The sequence below is a fragment of the Paraburkholderia sp. 35.1 genome, from assembly GCF_050436525.1.
Classification (GTDB): domain Bacteria; phylum Pseudomonadota; class Gammaproteobacteria; order Burkholderiales; family Burkholderiaceae; genus Paraburkholderia; species Paraburkholderia tuberum.
Window position 1 is genome coordinate 2,869,319 of the sequence record NZ_JBNDMJ010000002.1, and the last position, 25,196, is coordinate 2,894,514.

At 62.5% G+C, this 25,196-nt stretch carries 24 protein-coding genes; 11 read left to right on the plus strand and 13 right to left on the minus strand.

What is annotated here, in order from left to right; translation table 11 throughout:
* The first annotated feature begins 205 nt into the window (after nt 1-205).
* The gene (locus tag OKW27_RS19030; protein ID WP_429334419.1) at nt 206-1,627 is read left to right on the plus strand and encodes an MFS transporter; all 1,422 of its coding nucleotides are present in this window, start codon (nt 206-208) and stop codon (nt 1,625-1,627) included.
* Nucleotides 1,628-1,736: 109 nt separating this feature from the next.
* Here OKW27_RS19030 and OKW27_RS19035 read toward each other — a convergent pair whose 3' ends face one another.
* Nucleotides 1,737-2,531 (minus strand): IclR family transcriptional regulator, encoded by a 795-nt coding sequence (locus OKW27_RS19035; RefSeq protein WP_429334420.1) that lies wholly within the window; start codon nt 2,529-2,531, stop codon nt 1,737-1,739.
* Nucleotides 2,532-2,779: 248 nt separating this feature from the next.
* On the opposite strand from OKW27_RS19035, the gene OKW27_RS19040 reads away from it, so the two are divergent.
* A complete protein-coding gene (locus OKW27_RS19040; protein ID WP_429334421.1) occupies nt 2,780-3,544 on the plus strand; it encodes an SDR family NAD(P)-dependent oxidoreductase in 765 nt (254 codons plus the stop codon).
* 355 nt (nt 3,545-3,899) lie between these two features.
* On the opposite strand, the gene OKW27_RS19045 is transcribed toward OKW27_RS19040, so the two are convergent.
* Together OKW27_RS19045 and OKW27_RS19050 are read right to left on the minus strand one after the other, a co-directional pair.
* Nucleotides 3,900-5,141, minus strand: a complete 1,242-nt coding sequence (locus OKW27_RS19045) for a CaiB/BaiF CoA transferase family protein (RefSeq protein WP_429334422.1) — start codon at nt 5,139-5,141, stop codon at nt 3,900-3,902.
* Nucleotides 5,142-5,189: 48 nt separating this feature from the next.
* Nucleotides 5,190-5,984 carry a crotonase/enoyl-CoA hydratase family protein gene (locus OKW27_RS19050; protein WP_090808860.1) on the minus strand — a complete coding sequence of 265 codons (795 nt, stop codon included), beginning with the start codon at nt 5,982-5,984 and terminating at the stop codon, nt 5,190-5,192.
* A gap of 218 nt (nt 5,985-6,202) precedes the next feature.
* Between OKW27_RS19050 and OKW27_RS19055 the strand changes: the two genes are divergently transcribed.
* From OKW27_RS19055 to OKW27_RS19075, 5 genes are all read left to right on the plus strand, one after another.
* Entirely contained in the window at nt 6,203-6,982 is a 780-nt protein-coding gene (locus tag OKW27_RS19055; protein WP_429334423.1) for an enoyl-CoA hydratase, read from the plus strand.
* Between the two features lie 107 nt (nt 6,983-7,089).
* Nucleotides 7,090-8,076 (plus strand): NAD(P)H-dependent flavin oxidoreductase, encoded by a 987-nt coding sequence (locus OKW27_RS19060; protein ID WP_429334424.1) that lies wholly within the window; start codon nt 7,090-7,092, stop codon nt 8,074-8,076.
* Nucleotides 8,073-9,260 (plus strand): CaiB/BaiF CoA transferase family protein, encoded by a 1,188-nt coding sequence (locus tag OKW27_RS19065; RefSeq protein ID WP_429334425.1) that lies wholly within the window; start codon nt 8,073-8,075, stop codon nt 9,258-9,260. The genes OKW27_RS19060 and OKW27_RS19065 overlap by 4 nt, the downstream gene beginning before the upstream one ends.
* Before the next feature lie 13 nt (nt 9,261-9,273).
* Nucleotides 9,274-10,566 carry an acetyl-CoA hydrolase/transferase family protein gene (locus tag OKW27_RS19070; protein ID WP_429334633.1) on the plus strand — a complete coding sequence of 431 codons (1,293 nt, stop codon included), beginning with the start codon at nt 9,274-9,276 and terminating at the stop codon, nt 10,564-10,566.
* A gap of 49 nt (nt 10,567-10,615) precedes the next feature.
* Nucleotides 10,616-11,812, plus strand: coding sequence for an acetyl-CoA C-acetyltransferase (locus OKW27_RS19075; RefSeq protein WP_429334426.1), 1,197 nt, complete (start codon nt 10,616-10,618; stop codon nt 11,810-11,812).
* Between the two features lie 49 nt (nt 11,813-11,861).
* On the opposite strand, the gene OKW27_RS19080 is transcribed toward OKW27_RS19075, so the two are convergent.
* Nucleotides 11,862-12,032, minus strand: coding sequence for a rubredoxin (locus tag OKW27_RS19080; protein ID WP_429334427.1), 171 nt, complete (start codon nt 12,030-12,032; stop codon nt 11,862-11,864).
* 33 nt (nt 12,033-12,065) lie between these two features.
* Complete coding sequence (locus OKW27_RS19085) at nt 12,066-13,268, minus strand: cytochrome P450 (RefSeq protein WP_429334428.1); 1,203 nt, start codon at nt 13,266-13,268, stop codon at nt 12,066-12,068.
* 152 nt (nt 13,269-13,420) lie between these two features.
* Between OKW27_RS19085 and OKW27_RS19090 the strand changes: the two genes are divergently transcribed.
* The gene (locus OKW27_RS19090; protein WP_429334429.1) at nt 13,421-14,326 is read left to right on the plus strand and encodes an SDR family NAD(P)-dependent oxidoreductase; all 906 of its coding nucleotides are present in this window, start codon (nt 13,421-13,423) and stop codon (nt 14,324-14,326) included.
* 74 nt (nt 14,327-14,400) lie between these two features.
* On the opposite strand, the gene OKW27_RS19095 is transcribed toward OKW27_RS19090, so the two are convergent.
* The 6 genes from OKW27_RS19095 to OKW27_RS19120 all read right to left on the minus strand — a co-directional run bounded on the left by OKW27_RS19095 (nt 14,401) and on the right by OKW27_RS19120 (nt 21,040).
* Nucleotides 14,401-15,222: an HpcH/HpaI aldolase/citrate lyase family protein gene (locus tag OKW27_RS19095; RefSeq protein WP_429334430.1), complete on the minus strand. Its 822-nt coding sequence runs from the start codon at nt 15,220-15,222 to the stop codon at nt 14,401-14,403.
* A 62-nt stretch (nt 15,223-15,284) separates the two neighbouring features.
* Nucleotides 15,285-16,142 (minus strand): FAS1-like dehydratase domain-containing protein, encoded by an 858-nt coding sequence (locus OKW27_RS19100; protein ID WP_429334634.1) that lies wholly within the window; start codon nt 16,140-16,142, stop codon nt 15,285-15,287.
* Nucleotides 16,143-16,150: 8 nt separating this feature from the next.
* A complete protein-coding gene (locus tag OKW27_RS19105; protein ID WP_429334431.1) occupies nt 16,151-17,305 on the minus strand; it encodes a serine hydrolase domain-containing protein in 1,155 nt (384 codons plus the stop codon).
* A gap of 49 nt (nt 17,306-17,354) precedes the next feature.
* Nucleotides 17,355-18,125 carry an enoyl-CoA hydratase/isomerase family protein gene (locus OKW27_RS19110; protein WP_429334432.1) on the minus strand — a complete coding sequence of 257 codons (771 nt, stop codon included), beginning with the start codon at nt 18,123-18,125 and terminating at the stop codon, nt 17,355-17,357.
* Nucleotides 18,122-19,723, minus strand: coding sequence for a GMC family oxidoreductase (locus OKW27_RS19115; RefSeq protein WP_429334433.1), 1,602 nt, complete (start codon nt 19,721-19,723; stop codon nt 18,122-18,124). Before OKW27_RS19115 ends, OKW27_RS19110 begins: the two co-directional genes overlap by 4 nt.
* Before the next feature lie 72 nt (nt 19,724-19,795).
* Nucleotides 19,796-21,040: a cytochrome P450 gene (locus tag OKW27_RS19120; protein ID WP_429334434.1), complete on the minus strand. Its 1,245-nt coding sequence runs from the start codon at nt 21,038-21,040 to the stop codon at nt 19,796-19,798.
* Nucleotides 21,041-21,128: 88 nt separating this feature from the next.
* Between OKW27_RS19120 and OKW27_RS19125 the strand changes: the two genes are divergently transcribed.
* The 3 genes from OKW27_RS19125 to OKW27_RS19135 all read left to right on the plus strand — a co-directional run bounded on the left by OKW27_RS19125 (nt 21,129) and on the right by OKW27_RS19135 (nt 23,640).
* The gene (locus OKW27_RS19125) at nt 21,129-21,935 is read left to right on the plus strand and encodes a TetR/AcrR family transcriptional regulator (protein ID WP_429334435.1); all 807 of its coding nucleotides are present in this window, start codon (nt 21,129-21,131) and stop codon (nt 21,933-21,935) included.
* 100 nt (nt 21,936-22,035) lie between these two features.
* Entirely contained in the window at nt 22,036-23,289 is a 1,254-nt protein-coding gene (locus OKW27_RS19130) for an NAD(P)/FAD-dependent oxidoreductase (protein WP_429334436.1), read from the plus strand.
* 30 nt (nt 23,290-23,319) lie between these two features.
* Nucleotides 23,320-23,640: a 2Fe-2S iron-sulfur cluster-binding protein gene (locus tag OKW27_RS19135; protein WP_090808834.1), complete on the plus strand. Its 321-nt coding sequence runs from the start codon at nt 23,320-23,322 to the stop codon at nt 23,638-23,640.
* A gap of 138 nt (nt 23,641-23,778) precedes the next feature.
* Here OKW27_RS19135 and OKW27_RS19140 read toward each other — a convergent pair whose 3' ends face one another.
* Together OKW27_RS19140 and OKW27_RS19145 are read right to left on the minus strand one after the other, a co-directional pair.
* On the minus strand, nt 23,779-24,357 hold the full coding sequence (locus OKW27_RS19140; protein WP_090808832.1) for a nuclear transport factor 2 family protein: 579 nt from the start codon (nt 24,355-24,357) through the stop codon (nt 23,779-23,781).
* Entirely contained in the window at nt 24,354-25,187 is an 834-nt protein-coding gene (locus OKW27_RS19145; protein ID WP_090808830.1) for an SDR family oxidoreductase, read from the minus strand. Before OKW27_RS19145 ends, OKW27_RS19140 begins: the two co-directional genes overlap by 4 nt.
* Between the last annotated feature and the right edge of the window lie 9 nt (nt 25,188-25,196).

Here is a 25,196-nt window from a genome sequence, read left to right on the forward strand (position 1 = left end):
GAACGTGCGCCCTTGAGAGAAGTATCGGGTCAAGCCATCGACCAAAAAACTCTCATATCGAACTCGAAAACGTCGATATCGATTTGATATCGGGCGGTGGCCTCGCGACCCTTGCGGTCCGCATCGAATTCTCCAAAAAACATCAATACGAACGACGTTCGTATATAAGTATAATCGAAACGAAGACACGCAACCGGAGACGTTTATGCAAGCCGAAGTACTCTCCCAGCCGGCACACCGAGCGCAACCCGTGGTGGGTCCACCGCGCGGGTTCACGATGGCGATCCTGCTTGCCGCGGTAGCGGCCTCGTCCGGCATCACCGTCATCTACACCGTGCTGGTCACGCTCTACAAGGCTTTTCCTGCGTCGAACTTCGTGAGCTGGACCGTCACCGCGTACTGGCTCGGCTCGGCCGTCTTTGCCGCCGTGAGCGGGCGACTCGGCGACCTGTTGGGCTACCGCCGCATCCTGCTCGTGGTGATATCGGTCGCTGCGGCGGGCGCAGTCGTGGCCGCATGCGCGACCGATGTCGGCATGCTCGTCGCGGGGTGTGCGATGCAATCAATCGCGGCAGGCATTACGCCACTCTCCATCGGGCTGGTTCGTGAGAATCTGCCACCCGCCAGGCTGCCTGCCGCGGTAGGGTTGATCAGTGCGGCAGGCATGGTGTCGGCGGGGCTGATCTACATCTGCGCGGGCGTTGTCGTGGATCACTACTCGTGGCAGGGCGGCTTCTGGTTCAAAGTCGCGCTGTGCGTCGTGGCCGTCGCGGCGGTACGCGCGTGGGCACCGCCGTCGCCACCGAATCCCGGCGTACGGATCGACTACGTTCGAGGTCTCGCGTTCGCTCCGGCGCTTTGCGCCATCCTCTTCGCCGTGCAGCAAATCCGCACGTGGGGGCTCGGCGATCCGCGGCTGTGGGGCTTGATCGCTGGCGGGATGATCGTGCTCGGACTCTGGGCACGCCATCAACACGGGGCGCGTCATCCGCTCATCAATGTGCGTCTGCTGAAGAGGCGCGAAGTCATGTTGGCCAATGCATGCATGGCATTCCTCGCGGCAGGCGCCATGCAACTAGGACAGGTCTTCTCGCTGCTCGCCCAGCAACCTGCCGGCACGCGCGCCGGATTCGGGTTGAGCGCGACGGCAGCCGGATTACTGATGTTCAGCATCAACATCGTCGCGCTGGTCGCGAGCCCATGGAGCGGCCGGGTTGCGGCCCGCTACAAGGCCCGGCCCGCTGCCTTGATTGGCATGCTCATACTGGCCTTGGGCTGGGCCTCGCTGATCGTGCTTCATCGCAGCCTGCTGCTCTTCGTTCCAGGTGCGGTGCTGTGCTCGTTCGGCCTCGCCTTCGCAAGCACGGCGCTGTACAACCAGATCGTGGAAGCGACGCCTGCACATCAGACAGGCGAGGCAACGGGCATGCTCTACGTTTTCTTCTCGTGTTTCTTCGCGGTAGGCGCCCAGGCGGTATTTGCGCTGCTGCGCAGCGCGACGGCGGGACACGACGGTGCATCGTTTCCGGCCGAGAGTGGCTATGTTTCGGTATTCGTCTACATCGCCTGCAGTTCGATCGCCGGACTGCTGGTCGCCTTCCTGCTGCCGAAGCGTCGTACACACTGACGGTCGTTGCGACCGATCCGTGGCGCGCGGGTACGACGCTTCTTCGACCGCACCGCGACCGCGGCGCATTGAAGCACCCGCTTCACTGCGCCGCCGGCCGACTGGCGAGTCACTCCTCGTCTGCCTGACCCAACGCGGACGCCCGCTGGGCGACTCTGATCATGTTCTCTTCGAGCCGGTGACGTTCGCGGTCGAAGCGTTCGAGCGGCGCACCAATTGCCATCGCCGCGATGACATTGCCATTCGGTCCGAAGATCGGCGACGACACGCCGGCCGAATCCGGCAGTAGTTCACCGCGACTCACCGACAGGCCGCTTTCGAGGATGTGGTCGAGTTCGTCACGCAACGCCTTCTTCGTTGCGATCGTTTGCGGGGTGCGGCGCTCCAATTTGACCGTCTTCATGTAGTCGGTAACGAAAGCATCCGGTGCATGGGCGAGCAGCACGCGGCCCGCAGCCGTGCAATAGAGCGGGCGACGCAAACCGATGTGCATTGAGTAGCGCACCGATTGCTCGCTCTCGATCACGTCGACATAGGTGATCTCTTTGTGTTCGACGTCAAGGACACCGACATACACGGTTTCATTGGTGCTCTTCGAGAGATCCACCAGGAACGGGCGCAGTATCTTCGAAAAATTCCACGCGGCCATCACGCCTGCCGACAACCGGAAGATCGACGGTCCCAGGCGATAGCGGCCTACGTCGTGCATCAAGTACCCTTCCGCCACCAGAGGTCGCAGCAGATTGAGCAGGCTGCTCTTCGGTGACTCGAGAGCGACATTCAGTTCTGCTAGCGACATCCCGTCCGGAGACTTCGCCAGCACATCGAAAATTCCGAGGAGTCGGGTCAGCGAGCGCGGCCCGCTGACGTCCCGGTCCGCCGGCGCTGAGGTCTCTTTCAACATGATTTTCCCCATGAATTGACTGTATCGATTATACGTGAACTATTCACATAGTTTTACATCGATCAAAATTTGGCACACTTTTGCACCACCCGAATTCGGGAATACGCCAGGGCGCTCCCTCACACAGCTTGAGATATATTTGAACATCGTTCGAAAAACTGAAATGTGGAAGCATCATCTTCCAGACCATTTACGCAATACGCTCGCGCGTCGAACAGCAACATCAACCTTCACTTCTGGATTCACTCATGTACACGAAAAAACTGGCAGAAAAGGTCGCCATCGTGACCGGAGGCGGCCAAGGCGTTGGACTCGGCATCGCCCTTGCGCTTGCCACCGAGGGGGCGAGTCTGGTCCTCACTGGTCGCACGGAGGCCAAACTCACGCGGGCTGCTGAGGAACTGAGCGCCCTCGGTTCGCAAGTGCTGGTCGTGCCCGGCGATACGCGCAATCGCGCCGACGCCGTGCGGACGGTCGAGCTGGCCGTCGAGCGATTCGGACGTGTGGACGCACTCATCAACAATGCCCAAAGCAGCAACCCGGGGGTGCCGCTCGAATCCGTTACCGACGATGACTGGAGCAACACGCTCGAATCGGGCTTGTACGGCACGCTGTATTTCATGCAGGCCGCATTGCCGCGGATGAAGTCGCAGGGCCGCGGCGCCATCATCAACTTCGGCTCGCGCACCGGCATCGAAGGCCTCAAGGGATTCGGCGCGTACGCCGCAACCAAGGAGGGCATTCGTGGGCTCTCGCGTGTTGCCGCGCGCGAATGGGGCGTCTACGGCATTACCGTCAACGTCATTTGCCCGGCAGCGCTCACACCTGCCGCCGAAGCCTACCTCGAAGCCAATCCTCAGGAACGCACTCGCTATCTCTCTGAAATTGCGCTTGGCCGCTTCGGCGATCCTCAGCGCGATATTGGACGAACAGTTGCATTTCTATGTAGTGACGACGCTAATTTCATAACCGGGCAGACTATCAGTGTGGACGGCGGACAGTCAATGCTCTAGTGCGTCTGTTTGAACACGGTGCAACATATGAAACGTCCAGTTGCATTATCGCGAGCCTCGATCCGAGGAGTGAGCTTCCCGCCGGGCGCGTACCACGAAGCTTGAAGAGCGATCAGGCGTTTCTCCTCTCACACACTTCGCGAGAGCGTGTGCGCCCACGGCGGTGTACGCGTCGTCGGGATAGCTCGCGCCGGCGCCCGCGTTTCCGCGGGTATTCCGATGTGCATCAAAGAACCTCTGATTACATAAGCGTGATACGAAAATACCGACGAGGCCGCTACGGGATGCGGCAATCATTCAACCGTCGAACGAAAAGCGCGTCCAGGCAAGTTGCGCGTCGCAGGCTTTGTCCTTTCTATAGAATTTTCTTTTCGCGCAGGATATCGATATCCGACTGCGACATACTCAGCACATCACGCAGCACGTCGTCCGTATCTTGTCCGAGCATCGGCGGCGCCCCGTACGAATCGATAGGCGTGCCCGACATCTTGACCGGGTTGGCGACCATCCGAACCGCCTTATCCGTGAGCGGGTGCGCAACTTCGACGCACATCGCGCGTGCCTGCACATGCGGATCTGCGAACACCTGCTCCAGATTGTTGATCGGTCCGGCCGGCACCCCGGCGGCGTCGAGTGCTGCGAGCAGTTCATCGCTCTGCCATTGAAGGATCAGCGGCTCGAACACTTCGCCCAGCGCGCGACGATTCTTCACGCGCAGCGCAATCTCGCTGAATCGTGGATCGCTAGTGAGCTCGGGGTGCCCCAGAACGTTACACATCCGCGCATATTGCTCGTTGTTGCCCGCCACGATCATGATGTCGCGATCGGCGCAGCGGAACATGCGGGACGGCATACCACCGTTGCCCTCGGTACCGCGCCGAATGGGAATCTGGCCGGAAACGAGATACTGGCTTGCATAGTGCGATGTGGCAGCAATCATCGCGTCCAGCAACGCCAGGTCGATGTACTGCCCCTGCCCGGTACCGCCTTGCGCCGCGTCGCGATGATAAAGCGCTGCGATGATCGCCGAAGCGGCGTACTGACCACACAGGATGTCCGCAAGACTGGGCCCGGTTTTCATTGGGCCGCCGCCCGGCACGTCGTCGCCGTTTCCGGTCACGCTCATCAGGCCACCCATCGCCTGGAAAATCGAGTCGTAGCCGGGGCGCGGGCTATACGGTCCGGTCTGACCGAATCCGGTTATCGAACAGTAGATCAGGCGCGGATTGACCAGCTTTAGGCTGTCGTAGTCGAGCCCGTAACGCTTGAGGTCGCCAACCTTATAGTTCTCGATCAACACGTCGCAGTGCGCCGCCAACGAGCGGATCAGCGCCTGGCCTTCGGCCGTGGAGATATCGCACGTGATCGACTTCTTGCCTCGGTTCGCGCTGATAAAAAACGTCGACTCGCGCGTGACCTTTCCCTCCCGATCCATCAGGAACGGGGGGCCGAATTGCCGCGAATCGTCGCCCTTGCCGGGACGCTCGACCTTGATGACCTCCGCGCCGAGATCCGCCAGCATCTGAGCCCCCCAAGGCCCGGCGAGAATACGGCTCAGGTCGAGTACGCGAACACCCGCCAACGCGCCTTTTGTCATAGCAAACGGTCCCCTTGAATTCACACCGGCTGCGCCGGAAGCCTTGCATCAGCGTCCGACGAACTTCGCCGTACGTTTTTCGATGAAGGACTGAACGCCTTCCTTCGCGTCTTCAGTGTTGTAGAGAAACTGCTGGGTCGACTGAATCGTCGCGTAAGCATCCTGCCAGCCTTGTCCCAGCGAAACGCGCGCGTTCTGCATCGTGGCCTGCACGGCTAGCGGTGCCTGCGCCGCGATTCGCTCGGCGATCGCGAGCGCCCGGTCGAACTCCTGCCCCGCAGGCACGACATCCTGCACGAAGTTCATGTGCCGTGCCTCGTCTGCGGTGAATTCGTCGCCGGTAAGCAGTACCTTCATTGCGTTGCCCCAGCCGGCTCGCTGCACCATGCGGAACGTCGCACCACAACCTGCCATGATCCCCCGCTTGACTTCAAGCTGGGAGAAACGGCAGTTGTCGGCCGCAACAGCCACTTCCGATGCAAGCATCAATTCGACCGCGACCGTGAAGCAGATTCCCTTCAGCGCAATGACGACCGGCTTGGTACGCAGCGGCGCGCGCAAGTTGAACGGATCGACCTCGCCTTCAGGAAGCAGCGGTTTCCCTTCGCGGCGCAACGGCGCGACCTTTGGCATGTCGAGCCCTGCCGTAAAGTGATCGCCTTCGGCGTATACCAGCCCGCAAAAAATATCGCTGCTCTTCTCGAGCTGCGTGTAAGCCATGGCAAGCTCTCCGAACATTTTCGGCGTGAAACCATTGCGCTTTTCCGGCCGGTCAATGCCCATCAAGAGCAGGTTCCCACGCTGCTCAACGCGAATCTGTCCGTCCTCGTGACGAGTGGTCATGCAGTGTCTCCTCGCGGTGTTTTCCGTTAGCAATTCTGACCTCGCGCTCAATTGACAAAGCGGGGTCACACATTCAGAATCATAAACGTCGTTCATAAAATTGGCAACGCACGATACGCTCCGACGCTGCCGCGCGGCGCACCGCAGACATGCAAATCATCGGCGAGCAGGCCCCATTCGGGCCTAGGTGTTCACCCTCATTCGTTCAAGGAAGAACCATGGCCTACGAGACGATCGTCGTCGTCGAAACGCACGGAAAAACCGGCTTGATCAGGTTGCACCGTCCGCAAGCCTACAACGCACTGAACAACCAGCTGATGGACGAGCTGACGGCGGCACTCGACGACCTCGAAACCGACCCCGCCATCGGCGCCATCGTGATGACCGGTAGCGAAAAGGCGTTCGCCGCCGGCGCCGACATCAAGATGATGAACGAATGGACGTACATGGACGTGTACAAGAATCAGTTCATCACGTCGAACTGGGAACGCACGTCGCGTTGTCGCAAGCCGGTCATCGCCGCGGTCGCGGGTCTCGCGTTAGGCGGAGGCTGCGAACTGGCCATGATGTGCGATTTCATTCTCGCCGCCGACAACGCCCGTTTCGCCCTGCCCGAAATCACGCTCGCGACCATTCCCGGCGCCGGCGGCACGCAGCGCCTTACGCGCGCGCTCGGCAAATCGAAGGCGATGGAAATGATCCTCACCGGCCGCAGGATGGACGCCATTGAAGCCGAACGATGCGGCCTCGTGAGCCGCATCGTGCCCGCCGACACGCTCGTCGAGGAAGCGTTGAAAACGGCCGACGAGATCGCGCGATACTCGCAACCCGTCGTAGCGATGGCCAAAGAGTGCGTCAACCGCGCCTACGAATCGAGCCTGGCAGAAGGCATCCTGTTCGAGCGGCGTATGGCGTATTCGACCTTCGCCACAGAAGATCGAAAGGAAGGCATGGCGGCCTTCGCCGAAAAGCGCAAACCCCAGTTTCGCGATTGTTGAATTGCTCAAAAGCGCCACGCTGTCGTGGCGAACAAAGCCCGCCAGGTCACGCGCGTCACGCGCATTTCTCTGGCACCCATACTTCCTATCCAGGCTACAGGCGCGCGATGAAACCGTATGTCAATCGCATTACTGAATTACTCGGCATTCAATATCCCATCATTCAAGGCGGCATGCGTTGGGTGGCGCGAGCCGAACTGGCGGCGGCCGTGGCCAATGCGGGCGGTCTCGGCTTCATCTCCGCGCACACCCATGCAAGCGCCGATGCACTCGCGCGCGAAATCGACAGGGTGCGTTCGCTCACCGACAAGCCCTTTGGAGTCAACCTGACCGTTCTCGGCGCCAATGTCGGTCTCGACTATGACGCGTATGTGCGCACGATCGTGTCTCAAGGCGTCCAGGTCGTCGAGACAGCAGGCAGCAATCCGGCGAAATACATCGCCGAGTTCAAGGCGCACGGCGTCAAGGTCGTGCACAAGTGCGTGACGGTTCGCCACGCGATGAAGGCCGAATCGCTCGGCGCGGACGCCGTCAGCATCGACGGGTTCGAATGCGCGGGGCACCCTGGCGAAGACGACATCCCTGGACTGATCCTGATTCCCGCCGCCGCCGACAAGCTGAAGGTGCCGATTCTCGCGTCCGGCGGCTTTGCCGATGGGCGCGGGCTGATGGCGGCTCTCGCGCTCGGCGCGGACGGCATCAACATGGGAACCCGATTCATGCTCACGCAGGAGTCCCCCGTCCACCCTGCGATCAAGCAACAGCTGCTGGAAGCGAGCGAGCGCGATACGGTGCTGGTTGGCCGCTCGATCGGCGATTCAAGCCGGGTGGTCAGGAACAGCGTGAGTCTCGCCGCGCTCGAACTCGAGCGCGCCGGCAACGTGACGCGCTCGGACCTCTACGCGCTGACCGGAGCACAGCGCTGGATGGACGCATTCGTGACAGGAGAAGTGGAAGGCGGCGCCTTCCCCGCCGGTATCGTGACCGGCCTCATTCACGACTTGCCGACCTGTGCGGAATTGATCGGTCGCATCGTGAAGGAAGCCGCCGCGATTGCGCAACGCCAGCTCGGCTTCGGCGCTGCTCTGGCATGAAACTGACCGGCCTTCGCGTCGTGGACCTGTCGCAATTCATGCCGGGTCCGTTCCTCGCCGCCAACCTCGCCGATCACGGCGCGCACGTCGTCAAGATCGAACCGGTCACCGGCGACCCCACCCGCGGCGCACCCGGCACCGACGGCGCGTTCTTCGCCGCGATCAACCGCGGCAAGCGCAGCATCGCGCTCGATCTGAAACATCCGGACGCACGCGAGGTCGCGCTCAAGCTGATGAACGAGGCCGACGTCGTGATCGAATCGTCGAGGCCGGGCGTGGCCGCTCGGCTTGGCATCGACTACGACACGATCAGCCGGACGAACCCGGGAGTCGTTTATTGTGCGATTACCGCATTCGGCCAAACCGGCCCGCTCTCTCAATTGCCCGCACACGATCCGGTAGTTCAATCGCTTGCAGGCACGCTGCCGCGCGATGGCCGGGGAATCCCAATTGCCACGGGGCCGTCGCTCGCTGCGCTGGCCGGTTCATTGACGGCGTTGTCCGCCGTGTTGATGGCGCTGCTGCGCGCGCGGGAAACGGGACGCGGCGACTACATCGACATGGCGCTTTTCGATGCGGCGCTCACCTCGCAGCCGTATCTGAGCGGCCGCTTGCTCAACGCGCCGGACAGCCAATTGCGAGGGCCGACTGAAGGCGACAGCGGGCTCGCGTTGCTCGACACCTATGAGACCGCCGATTCGAAGTGGCTCTGCCTTGGCGGCCGGGAACACAGCTTCGCAACCAACCTGCTGACACCACTCGGCCGTCCGGATCTCGTCGCCGACGCGATCGGCCCAGCCGGTGAAGGCCAGATACGCGTCCGGGCGTTCCTGACGCAAATCTTCCTGACTCGCACACTCGATGAATGGCTCTGCTGGTTCGAAGGCCGAAACATCAGTGTGGCGCCGGTGCTCTCGCTCGCCGAAGCGCTCGACCATCCGCATGCGCACGAGCGCGGGATGCTCCAGAGGGATCCGTCCGGACGCAACCACGTTGCAAGCCCGATTCACTTCCGTTTTGAGCCTGGGTCGCCACCGCTCGCCGTTCCACACCTTGGCGAACACACAGAACTCGTGCTGCGGAGCCTCGGCTACAGCGAAGAACGGATCGCGGAACTCGTCGCGACAGGCGCAGTACGTGGGCAGCACGATGAAGCCCAGGCCCTTGCGCAACCCGCCACCTGACGCAAACCACACCATGCCCTTACAGCTAGAGGCGGACGCCGTCGATTTCGCGTCCATCATCCGCCCCGGCGATACCGTCGCATGGGGCCAATCGAACGCAGAGCCCGTTGCGCTCACGCGCACTCTACTTCAGCAGCGGCACAGCATCGGCGCGTTCCGGGTCTTTCTCGGCGCCGGCAACTACGACACGTGCCGGCCTGAGCACGCGGACTGCATCGATTTCGTTTCGTACTGCGGGAGCGGCTCCAACCGCGCACTGGCCAAGGCTGGCGCGCTTGATATCCTGCCCTGCCATTATTCGCAGTTGCCAGAGATGATGGAGTCGGCTCAGCTATCGATCGACGTCCTGCTGCTGCAGTTGGCGCCACCCGACGCGCACGGCCGCTACAGCTTGTCCGTCGCGCATGAGTATCTGATCCCGGCGCTCGAGCGCGCGCGCGTCATCATTGCGGAAGTCAACGAACAGGCACCCTGGACTTACGGCGAGCGATATCTTCGCGACGACGACCTCGACTTCATGGTCCCGACGTCGCGCGCTTTGCCCGAGAGTTCGCCCAGCGCCGTCAGCCCGACGGAGCTGGCGATTGCACGGCACACGGCCGCTTTGATCGAAGACGGCGCCACCATTCAAGTCGGCCTCGGCGCGATTCCAGAAGCGATCCTCGCTTGCCTCGGCGATCGGCGAGACCTTGGCATCCATTCCGGCACGATCGGGGACAAAGTCGCCGATCTGATGGAAAGCGGCGTGATCAACAATGCGCGCAAGACCATCGACACGGGCAAGACCATTGCTGGCGTGATGATGGGGGGTCGCCGCATACACGAGTTCGCGCATCGAAACGACGCCGTGCAGTTTCGTTCGACCCGCTACACGCACGATCCGAACGTGCTCGCAAGCATCGACCGCTTCGTCGCCATCAATTCGGCGGTCGAGGTCGATCTGAGTGGCCAGATCAACGCCGAAATTGCCGGTGGCCTGTATGTGGGCGCGGTGGGCGGCGCACTGGATTTCCTGCGCGGCGCGCGGCGCTCGCGTGGCGGCGTTCCTGTCATCGCATTGCCGTCCACAGCGGGCAAGGGCGCGACCCGCATCGTCGCGTCGTTGAACGGACCGGTCAGCACGCCGCGCAGCGACGCCGCCATCGTGGTGACCGAATACGGCGTGGCCGATCTGCGCGGCCTGACGCTGCGCCAAAGGCGCGAACGCATGCTGGCAATCGCCCATCCGGACCATCGCAGCGCTCTCGATCAGATGGCGGGCGTCCCGCCTTCCAATCGCTTAAGAAGCGCGACGCTCGTCGGCTGATTGCAACCGCACCCGAATCAGAACTTCAAACTTTGCAAGGAAACGTCCGATGAAACGCGCGGCAATTGTCTCCCCTGTACGAACGCCCGTCGGCACCTTTGGCGGTAGCCTGCGCGGCGTTTGCGTCGAAGATCTCGGCGCGCTCGTCGCGAATGAAACGATCCGGCGCGCAGGACTCGATCCCGCTCGCATCGACGACGTCGTCTTCGCGCAATCGTACGCGAACAGCGAAACACCTTGCGTGGGCCGCTGGATTGCGCTGCAGGCGGGCCTGCCGGTGGAGGTGCCGGGCATGCAGCTTGACCGACGTTGCGGCGGCGGCCTGCAGGCGCTCGTCACCGCCGCGATGATGGTGCAGACCGGCGCCGCCGAGGTGGTGTTGGCCGGCGGCGTGGAAAGCATGAGCAATATCGAGTACTACAGCACGGACATGCGCTGGGGCGCACGGTCAGGCTCCGTCCAGTTTCACGACCGGCTCGCGCGGGGCCGCGAGCGCTCACAGCCGGAATCGCGCTTCGGCTTCATCTCCGGCATGATCGAGACCGCGGAAAATCTGGCCACCGACCATGGCATCAGCCGCGAGGCCGCCGACGAGTTCGCGCTGCGCAGCCATCAGCGCGCGGCCGCCGCATGGGAGTCCGGCCATATGACCGAAGAGGTCGTGGCGGTCAGCGTTCCTCAGAAAAAAGGCCAGCCGCTTCTGTTTTCCAAAGATGAAGGATTCCGCGCCGACGCCAGCATGGAAAGCCTCGGCAAGCTTCGCGCGTTGATGCCGGGCGGCACAGTCACCGCAGGCAACTCCAGCCAGCAAAACGATGCCGCTGCCGCTTGCCTCGTCGTCGCGGAAAACCGCCTCGAAGCGCTCGGACTCGAACCCATGGCCTGGCTGACCGGCTGGGCCGCAGCCGGATGCGAGCCATCACGCATGGGCATTGGGCCCGTGCCCGCAGTGCGGAAGCTAATGACGCGCATCGGGCTTACGCTCGAGCAGATGGATCTTGTCGAAGTAAACGAAGCATTCGCGTGTCAGGTGCTGGCAGTCCTCAAAGGCTGGAACTGGAACGATACCGACCGGCTCAACGTGAACGGCTCTGGCATATCGCTGGGCCACCCGATTGGCGCAACGGGCGTGCGCATCATGACAACGCTGTTGCACGAGCTCACGCGCCGGAAAGGACGTTATGCACTCGAGACCATGTGCATCGGCGGTGGCCAGGGTATTGCCGCCGTGTTCGAGCGCGCCTGATCCTGAGCGATGAAGCGCACGGCCTTGCGCCGTGCGCGCGCCCGCACGCTCAGACCTCCACTTCGAACATCACGAAGTCGGCCTTGGTCGCACCGCACTCGGGGCATGCCCAGTCATCCGGGATGTCTTCCCAGCGAGTGCCAGGCGCGATGCCGTCCGCGGGAAGTCCCGCTGCTTCGTCGTAGTAAAAACCGCAAAAAATGCATTGCCACTTTTTCATGATCGTCGATGAGTCGTTGAGGGTGGGGATACTTCAGGGCGCTACGTCCCAGACGAGCGGCAGATAGAGCATGCCGTTGACGGAGCCCGAGCCGCATCGCGGCTTGTCGCCCTCGCGAATGCGAAAATCGGGAATGCGTTTGAGCCACTCCTGGAGAAAAACCTTGATCTCCGTACGCGCAAGGAACGACCCCGGGCAGCGATGCGGGCCGTTGCCGAACGCTGCGTGCAGCACTGGCTTGCGCGTCAGGTCGACGGCGAGCGGATCGCTGAACTTGCGCTCGTCGAGGCCAAACAGGGAGTTCGGCAATTGCATCTGGTCACCCTTCCTGAACTGGATGCCCTTGTATTCCATGTCCTGCGTGATGAGCCGCGCGGTGTTCGCCACGCCAAAGCGCCGGATCAGTTCGTCGACCGACGACACCATCAGATCGGGATTCTCGATCAGCTGCCTCCGGTGCGCCGGATTCTCCGCCAGAAAGCGCGCGATGAAACCCATCATCGACGCGACGGTATCGAGGCCGCCAAACAGCACGACGATAAACATCCCGAACATGCGCTCGGGGCTGATCGGCTTGCCGTCGATCTGCGCGTTGGCGATGAGGCTCACGAGATCGCCGCCCGCCTCTGCCTTGCGCTGCTCCACCCAGGTGGAGATATAGCCAATCAGCCGGTGCTGGGATTCGTTGCGCTGCTCGACGTTGCCGCGCACGGCCCATTCCGCCCATTCGAGCAATTGTGCTCGATCGCTCAACGGAAGATCGGCAAGACGCAGGAAAATCACGATCGGCAGGATCTTCGAGAACTCCGAGACGAACTCGCATTCGCCGCGTGGAGCGATTTCTTCCATCAGCTCGATTGCGAGGCTGCGCACGTCGCTTTCCAGCGAGGCGATAGCTTGCGGCAGGAAAGCGGGCGTAATCAGGTTGCGGTACGCGGTATGTTCGGGCGGGTCAAGCTCGAGCGGCACGAGCTGCGTCTCGTTGAGCGGCGGGATGTTGACACTGCGATGCGAAAAATGGGTGTGGTCCTTCTGCATCGCCTCGATGTCTTCGCCGCGCGTGGCGATCCAGTGGCCGCCATGGTACGGGGACCAGACGATATCGGGCCCGGTGTGCAGCGTCTTCCACGCCATATGAACATCGTCTTGCACGCCTGGCGGATTCATATAGTCGAAATCGACCACGAGTTCTCGCGGAACATGATCCGGCACGGTCCAGTCTTTCGTAGGGTTCATCTCGCGTCTCCTATCATTTGGTCGTCTTCGAATGGATCAATCGTCACACTTTGCATCAACGTGCCAGCGTTCATATTATGCAACGCCGTTCAGTTTTGATATTATACCGAAGCGAGCTTTTTTACATCAACGCCTATCGAACGGAGACAAGAGTGAGCGATTTCGTCAAGGACAAGGTGGTAGTGGTAACGGGTGCGGGTGCCGGCATCGGGCGCGATTTTGCGTTGCAATTCGCGGCGAACGGCGCAAAGGTCATCGTCAACGACCTGGGTCGCAACGCCGAATCCGGCCAGTTCGCCGCAGAGCGCGTCGTCGAAGAAATCAAGGAGGCCGGCGGGCAAGCGCTTGCCTCGACGGATAGCGTCGCCGAATGGAATTCCGCGCAGAAGATCGTGCAGGCCGCGCTGGATACGTTCGGCCGCATCGACTGTGTGGTCAACAACGCCGGCATCGTGCGTGACCGCATGTTCTTCAACATGAGCCTCGACGAGTGGAAGGCCGTAGTCGACGTGCATCTGAACGGGTCGTTTTTCGTGGCACGCGCGGCGGCTCCGCATTTCAAGGCACAAAACGGCGGCAGCTTCGTTCACATGACCTCCACCTCGGGTCTGATCGGCAACGTCGGACAGGCCAACTACTCCGCCGCCAAAATGGGGGTCGTCGGTCTGTCGAAGTCGATTGCCCTCGACATGGCGAAATTCAACGTGCGCTCGAACTGCATTGCGCCGTGGGCATGGACCGCAATGACGGCCTCGATCCCCTCGGAGACGCCTGAGCAAAAAGCACGCGTCGAAATTCTCAAGCGCATGGAATCGCGCAAGATCGCGCCGCTCGCGGTCTACCTTGCGTCCGACCAGGCCGCAAAGGTTTCGGGTCAGATCTTCGGCGTGCGCGCCAACGAGATCTACTTCTTCAACCAGATCCGCATGATCCGCTCGCTGCATCGCGACGGCGGCTGGACGCCTGAAGCGATTGCCGAGCAGGTCATGCCGGCGTTCGAATCGAGCTTCTTCCCGAACCTGCCGTCCATGGCGCTCACGCCCTGGGATCCGGTGTAAGCGATACCGTGTCACGCCCGCGCCACATGATGCGGTGGTGGCGCGGGCGGTGCGGCGCTCACCCGCCACACCACTCACCCTTCCTCTGAACCTCGCACGCTTTCAGACAAGCCAACGATGCGTCTTGCCTTGAGCAATACCGGCAAGTCCACCATCCGTCCATCTACGGACACCGCCCCGCCTTCTGCCCGCTCATACGCGTCGACGATTCGCCGCGCCTTGGCAATTTCATTCGCGCTCGGGCTGAACGCCGCATTGACCGCTGCAACCTGGCGCGGATGAATGCACAGCTTCCCGCCAAAGCCCAGCGATCGCGCCTTCGACGAGTCGTGCGCGAGCTGTCGTTCGTCATCGATTGCCACGCTAACGCCATCCACGGGAGACTGAATGCCCGCTATGCGGGAGGCCAGCACAATACGCGAACGCGCGAGCAACAACGCGTCCCATGAACCGTCACAATCCAGATCGAGTTCGAAGTCAACCGAGCCGAATATGAGTCGCTCGACGCCGGGCGTGCGCGCCACGTCCAGTGCGTTCCAGACGCCCTCGGCAGATTCGATGATCGGCAATATGGGTTTCGCCGTTGCCGCCGCGACAGCGGTCAAAGCAGCCGGATTCTCTGCCTTGGGCAACACCACGCCATCGATACCATCGAACGCTGCGAGTGAGAGGTCCTGCTGGAACCACTGCGTACCCGCTCCATTGATGCGCAACAGTACGCGAACCGCCGATGCCGAAAATGTTCGTACCGCACCGGCAACACGTGCACGCGCCGACGTTTTGTCCGCATCTGCGACAGCGTCCTCCAGGTCCACGATCACCGCATCGGCGCCTGCCGCGAGCGCCTTGGCGAATCGTTCAGGCTTGCTGCCCGGCACAAAAAGAAACGAACGCATAAAGTCTCCCATTCAGCGTGCGGTCCGGCTATGGCGACCCCGCCAGCGGACCGGCTCGACGATCAGATCAGAACAGCCGTGGCTTCCATGCGCAACGATCCATCGCTGCCGGCGATCCACAAGCTCGCCTTGCTTTGGTCCGATTCGTGTTGCTTTCCGCAAACATAGAAAGGCGAAGTGTCCACCACCGGTTTGATCGCGCGGAACGAAAACGCTCCGACGCGCGCGCGCGGCAACTCCGATCCGAGCGAGTCCATCAGTAGCGTGGCGAGCAGCGGGCCATGCACGACGAGTCCCTCGTATCCCTCTGCGCCGATCGCGTAAGGCCGATCGTAGTGAATGCGATGACCATTCAACGTAAGCGCTGAGTAGCGAAACAGCAGCACCGGATCGGGATTGACCTCGCGTGCCCATTGAGCGCCCATCGGCGCGGCCTGGAATGCTGCAGGCTTTTCGCTGGCAGCCGGATGATCGCGATACACGATATCCTGGCGCTCGACGATCGCAAGGCCATTTGCGTCGCTGATCTCGTGCTTGACCTTCACGAACACGAGATCGCCGGTACGTCCATGCTTGTGCGCAACACTCTCGATGCATGAAAGACGCGTGATCGCGCTACCCGCTTTCAGCGGCCGTAGAAACTCGAGTTGACTGCCCGCCCACATGCGGCGAGGCAAATCGACCGGCGGCAGAAAGCCGCCGCGTTTCGGATGACCGTCCGCCCCCACCATCGACTGGCGATGAACCGGCAGAAAATAAAGCCAGTGCCACAACGGCGGCAAGTCATCGCCACGTGCTGAAAGCGCGTCATCGTGGTCAAGCACGGCGCTGAGAGCCGCCATCGGCGTGGAGGTGACCTGGTCCCGCACTTCCTCAGTGCGCCCAGTCCATTGCTGCAAATACTCGATATCCATGCGCATCGTGCCAATCACTTCAGATCCAGTGCGTCGCGAATCGCCGCAGCGATCGGAAGCAGCGGATCTTCTTCCGGCGTGGCCGGGTTGAACAGCTTGTTATGGCAGATCGCGACGGCGAGCCCGGTATCCGGGTCCGCCCAGCCGATCGAATTGCCCTGCCCCGGATGGCACAAAGCGCGCGGTGAACGTGCCGCCGTCACCGGCGGATGGTTGCCGCCGAACCAGAAGCCACCGATCGTGATTGGAATCGGAAAGCCGAACATCACCGGGTCGGGTTCCTCGCTATTGGCGCGTGGCGTGTTCAGCGTGGCGACGAGCTCCTTGGAGAGGATCCTCACGCCGCCCAACTCGCCTCCGCATGCCAGCATTGCCCAGAAGCGCGCCTCGCTGCGTGCATTGAAGATCCCGCCAACGCCCGCCACTTCCGCGCGCCGCACGTCCGGGCGCTCGAACACTTGCGGCGCCAATGCGACCTGTTGCGGCATCGAGCGCAGGAACAGCGGCGGCAGGTATTCCGCGGGAACCGGCACCATTGCATCGGTGAGACGTGCGATGCGCGGCTCGACTTCGTCGGGAATGCCGATCCATAGATCGTCGATGCCGAGTGGCATTGCAATCTCCTCCCGGACAAAACGGCCCAGCGAGCGCTTCTTCGGATCGGCGCGCCGCACCAGTTCGCCAACGATCCAGCCGAACGTCATCGAGAGGTACAGCGTCTTCGTCCCCGGCTCCGCAAGCGGCTCAAGGTTGGCGATGGCGCTGGTCATCCACTGCCAGTCACACATCAGCTCCGGTGTGACGCCTTCGGGCATTTGCGGCACACACGCGCGATGAGTCAGCACATCGCGCACCGTCGTTTTCTGCTTGCCGTGGGCACCGTACTCTGGCCAGTAGCGCGTCGCCGGCGCGTCGTATTCGATGAGCCCGCGGTCGGCCAGGATATGCAACGCGGTTGCTGCAACCGCCTTCGTCACCGAGTACACATTGAACAGCGTTTCGCCGTCGACCAGACGGCCGGTGGACGGATCGGCCACGCCGCTCCATGCGTCGATCATGAGCTTGCCGTTCAGATAGGCCGCCACCTGCACGCCGACCTCACCGCCTTCCCGCGTGGCGCGGTCGAGCGCCTGCTGAACGATAGCGTTGCGCTCCGTTGATGCTTGCACTACCAAGGTCATATCGTGTCTCCCATTCGTGAACATTCGCGTTGACGGGCTACCTCTTGCCGGACTGCGCGGTAATGCCGGCCAGTCCTTCTAGCGCGAGCCCGTAGCCCAGTTCGTCGACCATGCGGCGCTTGAACGGCTGCGTGAAGACCGCGCGCGTGTATCGCAGCGTTTCGATCGGCTTCGCCGCGAGTTCGTGCGCCATTTGCCACGCACGTTCGAGCAAGGTGTCGTGCGCGACGACTTCGCCGACGACGCCGAGCTCCCACGCGCGCTGCGCCGTGATGCGCTCGCCGCTGAGAAGAAAGTAGCGGGCGCGGTTGTGGCCAATCAGCATCGGCCAGACGATCTGCACGCCGTCCGCCGGCACGACGCCGTGAACGAAGTGCGCCTGGTCCGAGATGTCGGCGCGACTGGAGGCCAGCACGATATCCGACAGCACGAGCAACTCGGCATGAATGAGTGCCGGCCCGTTGATCGCGCCGATAACCGGAACCGGAATGTCCAGCAGTTGCATCAGCAGGTCCTGCCCCTCGCGCTGCAGGCGCGGCCAGACTTGCACAAGCGGCTCCGCCGGCAACTCGGCGTCATTCATCGCGTCGCAGAACGAATCGCCGGTACCGGTCAGGATGACTACGCGATTATCGAGGTCGCGTGCGATCTGGTAGAACGCCTCGCCTAGCTGGCTGTGAATGCTGCGATCGAGCGCGCCCCACTTGAGCGGGCCGCCATCGGTATGCAGGCGCACTTGCAAAACACCGTCGCGTCGCTCGAAGTCGATGTTCGTAAAGCGCCCACTGTAGTCTTCAAGGCGGCTCATCGCGCGTCCTCCAGGATCAGGCCGGCGGCGCGCCATGCCATCGCCATCATGGGGCCATTCGTGTTGCCGGAGATCATCGTGGGTGTTACGGAGAGATCCATCACGCGCAGGCGTTCGACACCGCGCACGCGCAGCCGCGAATCGAGCACGGCAAGCGTGTCCGATCCCATCTTGCAGGTACCGCAAGCGTGATATCCGGATTGGCCTTCACGCCGGTAGAGGTCGAGAATCTCGTCATCGGTCTGGACGGCGGGGCCTGGGCGTGTCTCCCCTGCCAGCAGGCTGGCAAGCGGCTCGGCGGCCAGCACGCTGCGCATGAACCGGAATGCGTTGACAGCCGTCTGCCGGTCGTACGGATCGGCAAGGTAGTTCGCGACGACTTCGGGCGGCACGCGGGGGTCCGCGGACTGGATCCTGACGTGCCCTTCGCTGCGCGGGCGCAGCGGGTAGCTGAAGAGCTGCATGCCTGGGAACGACTCGAACGCGTAACCGGCCGCGCCGAAATCCATCGAGTACGGCGCCATCATCAGTTGAACATCGGGACGCATCGCATCCGCCGCGGTCTTGACGAAGCCGCCCACCTGGTACGAGCCGAGCGACATCACGCCACGGCGGAACAGCAGATACTGCATCGCGTTGCGCCATAAGCGCATGCCGCTGAACTGCCGATTCTGCGAATCGCGCCAGTGCCGCAGGCGGGCCTGCAGCATATATAGATAGTGCTCGCGCAGGTTCCGTCCGACCCCCGGACTCGCCGCCACGACAGGAATGCCAAGCAACTGCAGATGGCCGGGATCGCCCACGCCCGACAACTGCAAAAGCCGCGGCGACTCGATCGCGCCCGCCGAGAGCACGACCTCGCGACGCGCACGGTAAGCGATCTGCTGCCCCGCGCTTTCGCCCTGCACGCCGACGGCGCGCGTGCCGTCAAACACGATTCGCGCGGCTTGCGTGCCGGTAGCGACTGTGAGGTTCTTGCGCGCCCTCGCGGGCTTCAGAAAGGCTTCGGCCGAGCTTTGCCGACGACCGTTGCGTATCGTATAGATCAGATAGGCCACGCCCTCATGATCGAGCCTGTTGATATCTTCCACGCGCCGCACGCCGAGCGACCGGCACGCTTCGAGTACGGCCTCGCCGATTCGATTGCGCTGCGCGTACGGTGACACTTTCAGCGGGCCGCCCTCTCCACGCAGCTCATCGGCGCCGAGCGCGTGATCTTCGATGCGCCGGAAGCAAGGCGCCAGGTTCTGCCAGCTCCAGCCCTCGACACCCAGTTCGGCCCATCCGTCGTAGTCCTCGGGATGACCTCGCATATACACCATGCCGTTGATGCTGCTGGAACCGCCGAGCATCTTGCCGCGAAACCAGATTTCGTTGCGATGCCCGTTGCCGTGATCGGGCTGCACCGGAATGAACCAGGCATGAGCCGGGTCGCCCAGCAGCTTGCCAAAGCCTTTTGGCATCCGGATCAACGGATTGCGATCTTCCGGACCTGCCTCGATGAGTAGCACGGTATGGTGCCCGCTCTCCGAAAGACGATTGGCTAGCACGCAACCCGCCGCACCCGCGCCAATCACGATAAAGTCAAACTCGGTCATCTATGCGTTCTCCACCGTCCGTGCCTTGTCGGCCAGCCCCATCCATTGCACGCGAGGCCGGCGTTGTTCCTGTTAGCCGAAGATGACGGGAATCGAATGCGGAACGCGCATCATGATCCCGTTGATCGGTGGAGCTGGCGCGGCCGGATCGAGCCGAAGATTGGGCAGGCGATCGAGAATCGCGTTGAGCGCACGCGTCATTTCCACGCGCGCCAGGTGCTGGCCGATGCACACGTGCGGGCCATAGGCGAATGCAAAGTGCCGGTGACCCGCCTTGCGATAGATGTCGAACCTGTCCGGATCGGCGAAACGGCTGGGGTCGCGATTGGCGCTGCCCGCCACCACGTCGAGAAATGCGCCGGCAGGAATCTCGACACCGCCGAGCGTGACATCACGCGTCGCCATACGCGACTGCATCAGCACGGGGCCGTCCCAGCGCAGAGCCTCTTCGATCGCCGCCGCGACCAGCGTGCGATCCTGGCGCACCGCTTCGAGCTGTGCCGGATCGCGCAGCAACGCAAACAACAGTACGCTGGTCGCGCGATAGGTCGTGTCGCCGCCCGCATTCACCAGCTGGCGAAGAAACGAAATGACGACCTCGTCCGGTAGCCGCTCGCCGTCCACCTCCGCGGTGGCCAGCGAGCTCACCAGATCGTCGCCGGGATTACTGCGGCGCTCGTCGACAAGCCGCGCGAAATAGGTGCCCAGCTTCGTCGATGCCTCCACGCCATGCTCGACATCGATCGAAACCAGCGTCTGTGCGATGGCGAGCTTGTGAAAGATCTTTACGTCTTCCGGCGGCAATGCCAGTTGCCGATAGATGATGTTGAACGGGTAGTGAAGCGTGAACTCGTTGACGAGATCCGCATGTCCGCGATCCATGAACTTCGACATCAGCTCGCTCACCACCGGGTCGACCAGCGTATCGCCCCATGCCGCGACGGTGTGCGGCAAAAAGGCCTTCTGGAAGATGCGGCGGTAGCGCGGGTGCTCGGGCGCATCCATCGTCGAGATACTGCGCCCGAAGCTGATGCCGAGATTGCGCTCGTAAGACTTGTTTGAAAACGTTGCCGGGTCGCCAAGCACCTTCGAGACTTCGTCGTATCCGAATACGGAATAGTGCGCGACATCGGACATGGTCAGGTCCGCCGCGCCGCCCATCAGCACACGGTAGTCACCTTCCTGAACCGCAGCCTGTTCCCGCAGTTCCGCAATGCGTGGATAAGGGTCCGCATCGGCACCGTAAGCGAGTGAATCCTCGAAAAAGGGGTTGAACTCAGGATCGTCGAAGTCCTCAAGTCGCAGCGCGCCGGCCATGGTTCCTGTCTCCGTTGATCGTTGGTTTGCAGGCACCTCTGCTTTTGCGCGAGGTACCAATAGTTGAACTATGTTCTATTTTGCACAAGTGTGCAAGATCGATTTATCATTCGCGGAAGGGGATGTTGCGCGCTTTCTGGCTCGCGCCCGCCATCAAAGGGAAACCATGCCGTCCAGCACTACGCACGCCGCCAGCAGACGGGCAACTGCCGACAACGAGCCGCGTGCCACGGCGCGCAGCACGACGCCAGAGCGCATTCTCGATACGGCCGAGCGGCTGTTCGCGGTGCACGGCTACTTCGGCACGTCGATTCGCGACATCATGCAGAGCTGTGGCATGGAGCTGAGCCTCGCGCGGTACCACTTCGGCAGCAAAGACGCGCTGTTTCAGCAGGCGATCGGCCGTCGCGCCGCGGTGATCAGCCGGCAGGTGATCGAATCGCTCGAGGCCGAACTGGCACCGCTGCAAGGCAAGCGTCCCAACGTGGAAGCAATCGTGACCGCACTTTCCGCACCAGCCTTCGCGCATCTGAAGAGCGGCGATCCGGGGTGGCGAAATTACTTGCGCCTGCTGACCCAGATTGGCTGTCTTCTGGAGCGCCCCGATCTCACGGCGCCGTTTTATGACCAATACGCACCTGCGGCCGCGCGCTACCGTGACGCCTTCGCCAAGGCACTTCCCCGCGTCACGCGGGAGACCGTCGAACTGGTGCAGCATTTCGTCGAGTCCGTGTTTCATCTCGTGCTCAACGAGCTTTACGCGCAGGAAGCGCGCTCCGGAGCCAAGGCACTTACGACAGCACATATCGAGCGCATGCGCACCTATTTGATTCGTTTCGCGGTTGGCGGCATCGAGGCGATGGTCAGCTCCGGCTCGGCCCAACGGGGTTCATGAGCATTGACAGGCGCAGCGACCGTCGTTCACAATTTAGAACATTATTCAGACTTACTGTGGCCGCAGCGAGCCTGCGGCCGTGCGAGATGGAGTTAGCCTCATGACAGCTGGAGACGCAGAGAACATCGCGCTGATCGTCGGGGCGGGTCACGCAGCAGGAGAATGCGCGACCGCGATCCGAGAACAGGGATGGACGGGACGCATCGTGATGGTGGGAGAGGAACCGCATTTGCCCTACCAACGGCCGCCGCTCTCCAAGGCATTCCTGTCGGGCGAATCGACCGCCGAGCAGCTGTACCTGAAACCGCTGTCGACGTACGACAAAGCGCGTGTCGAGTTCATCCCGAACACGCGCGCGCAGCACATCGACCGTGACGCGAAACGGGTCACGCTGTCCAACGGCAGCGAAATCAGCTATACGAAACTGGTTCTGGCCACCGGCGGCCGCGCGCGGCGCCTCGCGTTGCCGGGTATCGAAGCGACCGAGAAGCTGCAGAATTTTCACTACCTTCGCACGCTCGATCACGTCGCGCGGATTCGAAACCAGTTTCATGCCGGCTCGCGCCTCGTGATCATCGGCGGTGGATATATCGGGCTGGAAGTGGCCGCCGTAGCCGTGAAGCGCGGCTTGCGCGTCACCGTGCTCGAAGCGTTGCCGCGCGTCCTCGCGCGCGTCACGGCTCCCGAGCTTTCCAGGTTCTACGAGGAAGTTCACCGCGAAGCCGGAGTCGACATCCGTACCAACGCGATCGTGAGTGGGTTCGAACTCGACGCATCCGGCGACGCCGTTGCCGCCGTGTGCTGCGCGGACGGCACGCGCGTCGCCGCGGATCTCGTCATCGTCGGCGTGGGACTGGAGCCCGCCACCGAACTCGCGCAAGCGGCCGGCCTTGCTGTCGACAACGGCATCATGGTCGACGAACACACGCGCACGTCCGACCCGGACATTTTTGCGGTCGGGGATTGCACCAACCACCCCAACCCTTCCCTTGGACGGCGCCTGCGTCTCGAGTCGGTCCCTAACGCGCTGGAGCAGGCCCGCACCGCCGCTGCGTCGTTGTGCGGCAAGGAGCGTGTCTACAACAGCGTGCCGTGGTTCTGGTCCGACCAATACGATCTGAAGCTCAAGATGGTCGGCTTGTCCTTCGGCTACGACGAGTTCGTCCTGCGCGGCGATCCCAAAGCCCGCTCTTTCTCGGCGTTTTATCTCAAGGACGGCGTCATGCTCGCGGCCGATACGGTCAGCCGTGTACCCGAATTCGTGCTGGCCAAGCGTTTCGTTGCCGAGAAAATTCCGGTCCGCGCCGCCGATCTCGCCAACGAATCGATCCCGTTGAAAAGTCTGCTTCCCTAGTCCAATTCATTTTTCAGAGGTTCACAAGCCATGCCGCTCATTCGATTCATCCAGCCGGACGGCAGCGAGGCCGCCGTAAGCGCCAACGTTGGCGATTCAGTCATGCAAACAGCGGTGAACAATCAGATCCCAGGCATTCTCGGCGATTGCGGCGGCAGCTGCAGCTGCGCAACCTGTCACGCGTATGTCGACGACACCTGGAGCAGCCACATGCCAGCGGCGGAATCCTATGAAGTCGACATGCTCACCTGCGCGATGGACGTGCGCGAAAACAGCCGTCTGACATGCCAGATCTTCATGACGCCGGAACTGGACGGGCTGGTGGTGCGTCTGCCCGATCTGACGGCGTAAGCGCGAGGAGCAGGGAGGCCTGCCGCACGACGCCGATCTCCACGATGCGGAAGTTTGCGCGGCCCTCACTCCTTGCATTCCTCGCCAGTCCCACGAATGGCTACGTGGCGGGGCCAGGAGCCGAAGACGAGACCGCGCTTACGGCGCTTTCGTCAACGCGTCGATCGCGTGCTGTTCGCTGTTGCTCCAGAACGCCGCCCACGTCGGAAATCCTTGCGGAAGACGCGGCTGATACCGATCGCCTTCATACTTGCCGGGCCAGTTCTGCAAGCGCGGCGCACCGGGGCGAGCGAGCCAGTCCGTCGAATACCAATGCTGTTCGTCGCGACGCTCGAAGCACCACTGCCCGTCGCGCCGCACGTAGTGATCGAAGTAGCAGATCGCCATCACCACCCACGCTCCGTTGTCCTCGTGCTCCGCGCGACAATAGACGCTTCCCGTCGCATGGTCGGCATCGATGAAATCGACGACGTGGCCGCAGATCTGGTGAATGCTGCGATAAAAGCCACGCAGAATATGCTCGGACCCGTAGAACGTCTTCAATGCCGCGCGCCCTACGCCCCATCGGCCGCAATCGACGTCTTCGGCGAACAGTTGCACCAGGCTGTCCAGATCGCGCGAATCGACCGCGAGCGCGTATCGGACGGGCAACTGTTGGATGGCGAGCTGCGCCTCGATGCGCTCGATACGCGCGAGCAGCGCTGAATCCGTCGTCATGCCTTCCCCTTCGTAGCGTTGGCCATCGCGGCCGGGCGCGCGCGGATTTCGTCGGCATAGTAAGGCTGGTGTGAAAGAAGTCCGCCATCGACGTTGAACACCTGGCCCGTGACGAACGCCGCCTCATCCGACGCGAGATACACCACCGCGTGTGCAATGTCTTCGGGCTGCCCGAGGCGAGGCGTGAGATGGTGGCTCAGCATCATCTCTCCGGTCTCCCCCGCGTAGTACGCCTGGGTCACCGGCGTGACGATCAGGCCCGGAGCGATCGCGTTGCAGCGTATGCCCTCCTTGCCGTGCTGCGCGGCGACGTAGCGCGTCAGCGCCTCGATACCGGCCTTGCAGACACCGTACGCGCTGTACCCCAGCGCGCCCGCCTGAGCGGCACCGGAAGAGGTATTGATAATCGAACCGCCGCCTCGTGCGCGCATCAGCGGCAGCGCGCACCGCGAGGCCAGCATGGTGCCGCGAAGATTGATGCGCATCGTGTCGTCCCAGACCCCGACGTCGAGTGCCTCGACTGCCGCATCGACCGTACTGGAAAGCGATGTGGCCGCGGCGTTGTTATGCAGGATATCGAGCCCGCCCCAAGTCTTGAGCGTCAGATCGAACAATGCATCGATCGAACTTTCGTCGCCGATATCGACCTGTGCCGGGACCGCGTGCCCCCCCGCTTCGTTAATACGACGAACCTGTTCCTGCGCGCCTTCGAGATTCAGGTCCGCCACGACGAGCAAGGCGCCCTCCTGCGCGAGCCTGGCGGCACAGGCAGCGCCGATACCGGATGCGGCCCCGGTCACGATGGCAATCTTTTGCTTCACGCGTTGCATGATCTGCTC

Coding starts and splice junctions, on each gene's coding strand:
- OKW27_RS19035 (WP_429334420.1), bottom strand. CDS start 2,531: ATGTTGAAAGAGACCTCAGCGCCGGCGGACCGGGACGTCAGCGGGCCG.
- OKW27_RS19050 (WP_090808860.1), bottom strand. CDS start 5,984: ATGACCACTCGTCACGAGGACGGACAGATTCGCGTTGAGCAGCGTGGG.
- OKW27_RS19080 (WP_429334427.1), bottom strand. CDS start 12,032: ATGAAAAAGTGGCAATGCATTTTTTGCGGTTTTTACTACGACGAAGCA.
- OKW27_RS19135 (WP_090808834.1), top strand. CDS start 23,320: ATGCCGCTCATTCGATTCATCCAGCCGGACGGCAGCGAGGCCGCCGTA.
- OKW27_RS19040 (WP_429334421.1), top strand. CDS start 2,780: ATGTACACGAAAAAACTGGCAGAAAAGGTCGCCATCGTGACCGGAGGC.
- OKW27_RS19070 (WP_429334633.1), top strand. CDS start 9,274: ATGCCCTTACAGCTAGAGGCGGACGCCGTCGATTTCGCGTCCATCATC.
- OKW27_RS19100 (WP_429334634.1), bottom strand. CDS start 16,142: ATGCGCATGGATATCGAGTATTTGCAGCAATGGACTGGGCGCACTGAG.
- OKW27_RS19120 (WP_429334434.1), bottom strand. CDS start 21,040: ATGGCCGGCGCGCTGCGACTTGAGGACTTCGACGATCCTGAGTTCAAC.
- OKW27_RS19055 (WP_429334423.1), top strand. CDS start 6,203: ATGGCCTACGAGACGATCGTCGTCGTCGAAACGCACGGAAAAACCGGC.
- OKW27_RS19095 (WP_429334430.1), bottom strand. CDS start 15,222: ATGCGTTCGTTTCTTTTTGTGCCGGGCAGCAAGCCTGAACGATTCGCC.
- OKW27_RS19060 (WP_429334424.1), top strand. CDS start 7,090: ATGAAACCGTATGTCAATCGCATTACTGAATTACTCGGCATTCAATAT.
- OKW27_RS19065 (WP_429334425.1), top strand. CDS start 8,073: ATGAAACTGACCGGCCTTCGCGTCGTGGACCTGTCGCAATTCATGCCG.
- OKW27_RS19075 (WP_429334426.1), top strand. CDS start 10,616: ATGAAACGCGCGGCAATTGTCTCCCCTGTACGAACGCCCGTCGGCACC.
- OKW27_RS19030 (WP_429334419.1), top strand. CDS start 206: ATGCAAGCCGAAGTACTCTCCCAGCCGGCACACCGAGCGCAACCCGTG.
- OKW27_RS19130 (WP_429334436.1), top strand. CDS start 22,036: ATGACAGCTGGAGACGCAGAGAACATCGCGCTGATCGTCGGGGCGGGT.
- OKW27_RS19145 (WP_090808830.1), bottom strand. CDS start 25,187: ATGCAACGCGTGAAGCAAAAGATTGCCATCGTGACCGGGGCCGCATCC.
- OKW27_RS19085 (WP_429334428.1), bottom strand. CDS start 13,268: ATGAACCCTACGAAAGACTGGACCGTGCCGGATCATGTTCCGCGAGAA.
- OKW27_RS19045 (WP_429334422.1), bottom strand. CDS start 5,141: ATGACAAAAGGCGCGTTGGCGGGTGTTCGCGTACTCGACCTGAGCCGT.
- OKW27_RS19115 (WP_429334433.1), bottom strand. CDS start 19,723: ATGACCGAGTTTGACTTTATCGTGATTGGCGCGGGTGCGGCGGGTTGC.
- OKW27_RS19110 (WP_429334432.1), bottom strand. CDS start 18,125: ATGAGCCGCCTTGAAGACTACAGTGGGCGCTTTACGAACATCGACTTC.
- OKW27_RS19140 (WP_090808832.1), bottom strand. CDS start 24,357: ATGACGACGGATTCAGCGCTGCTCGCGCGTATCGAGCGCATCGAGGCG.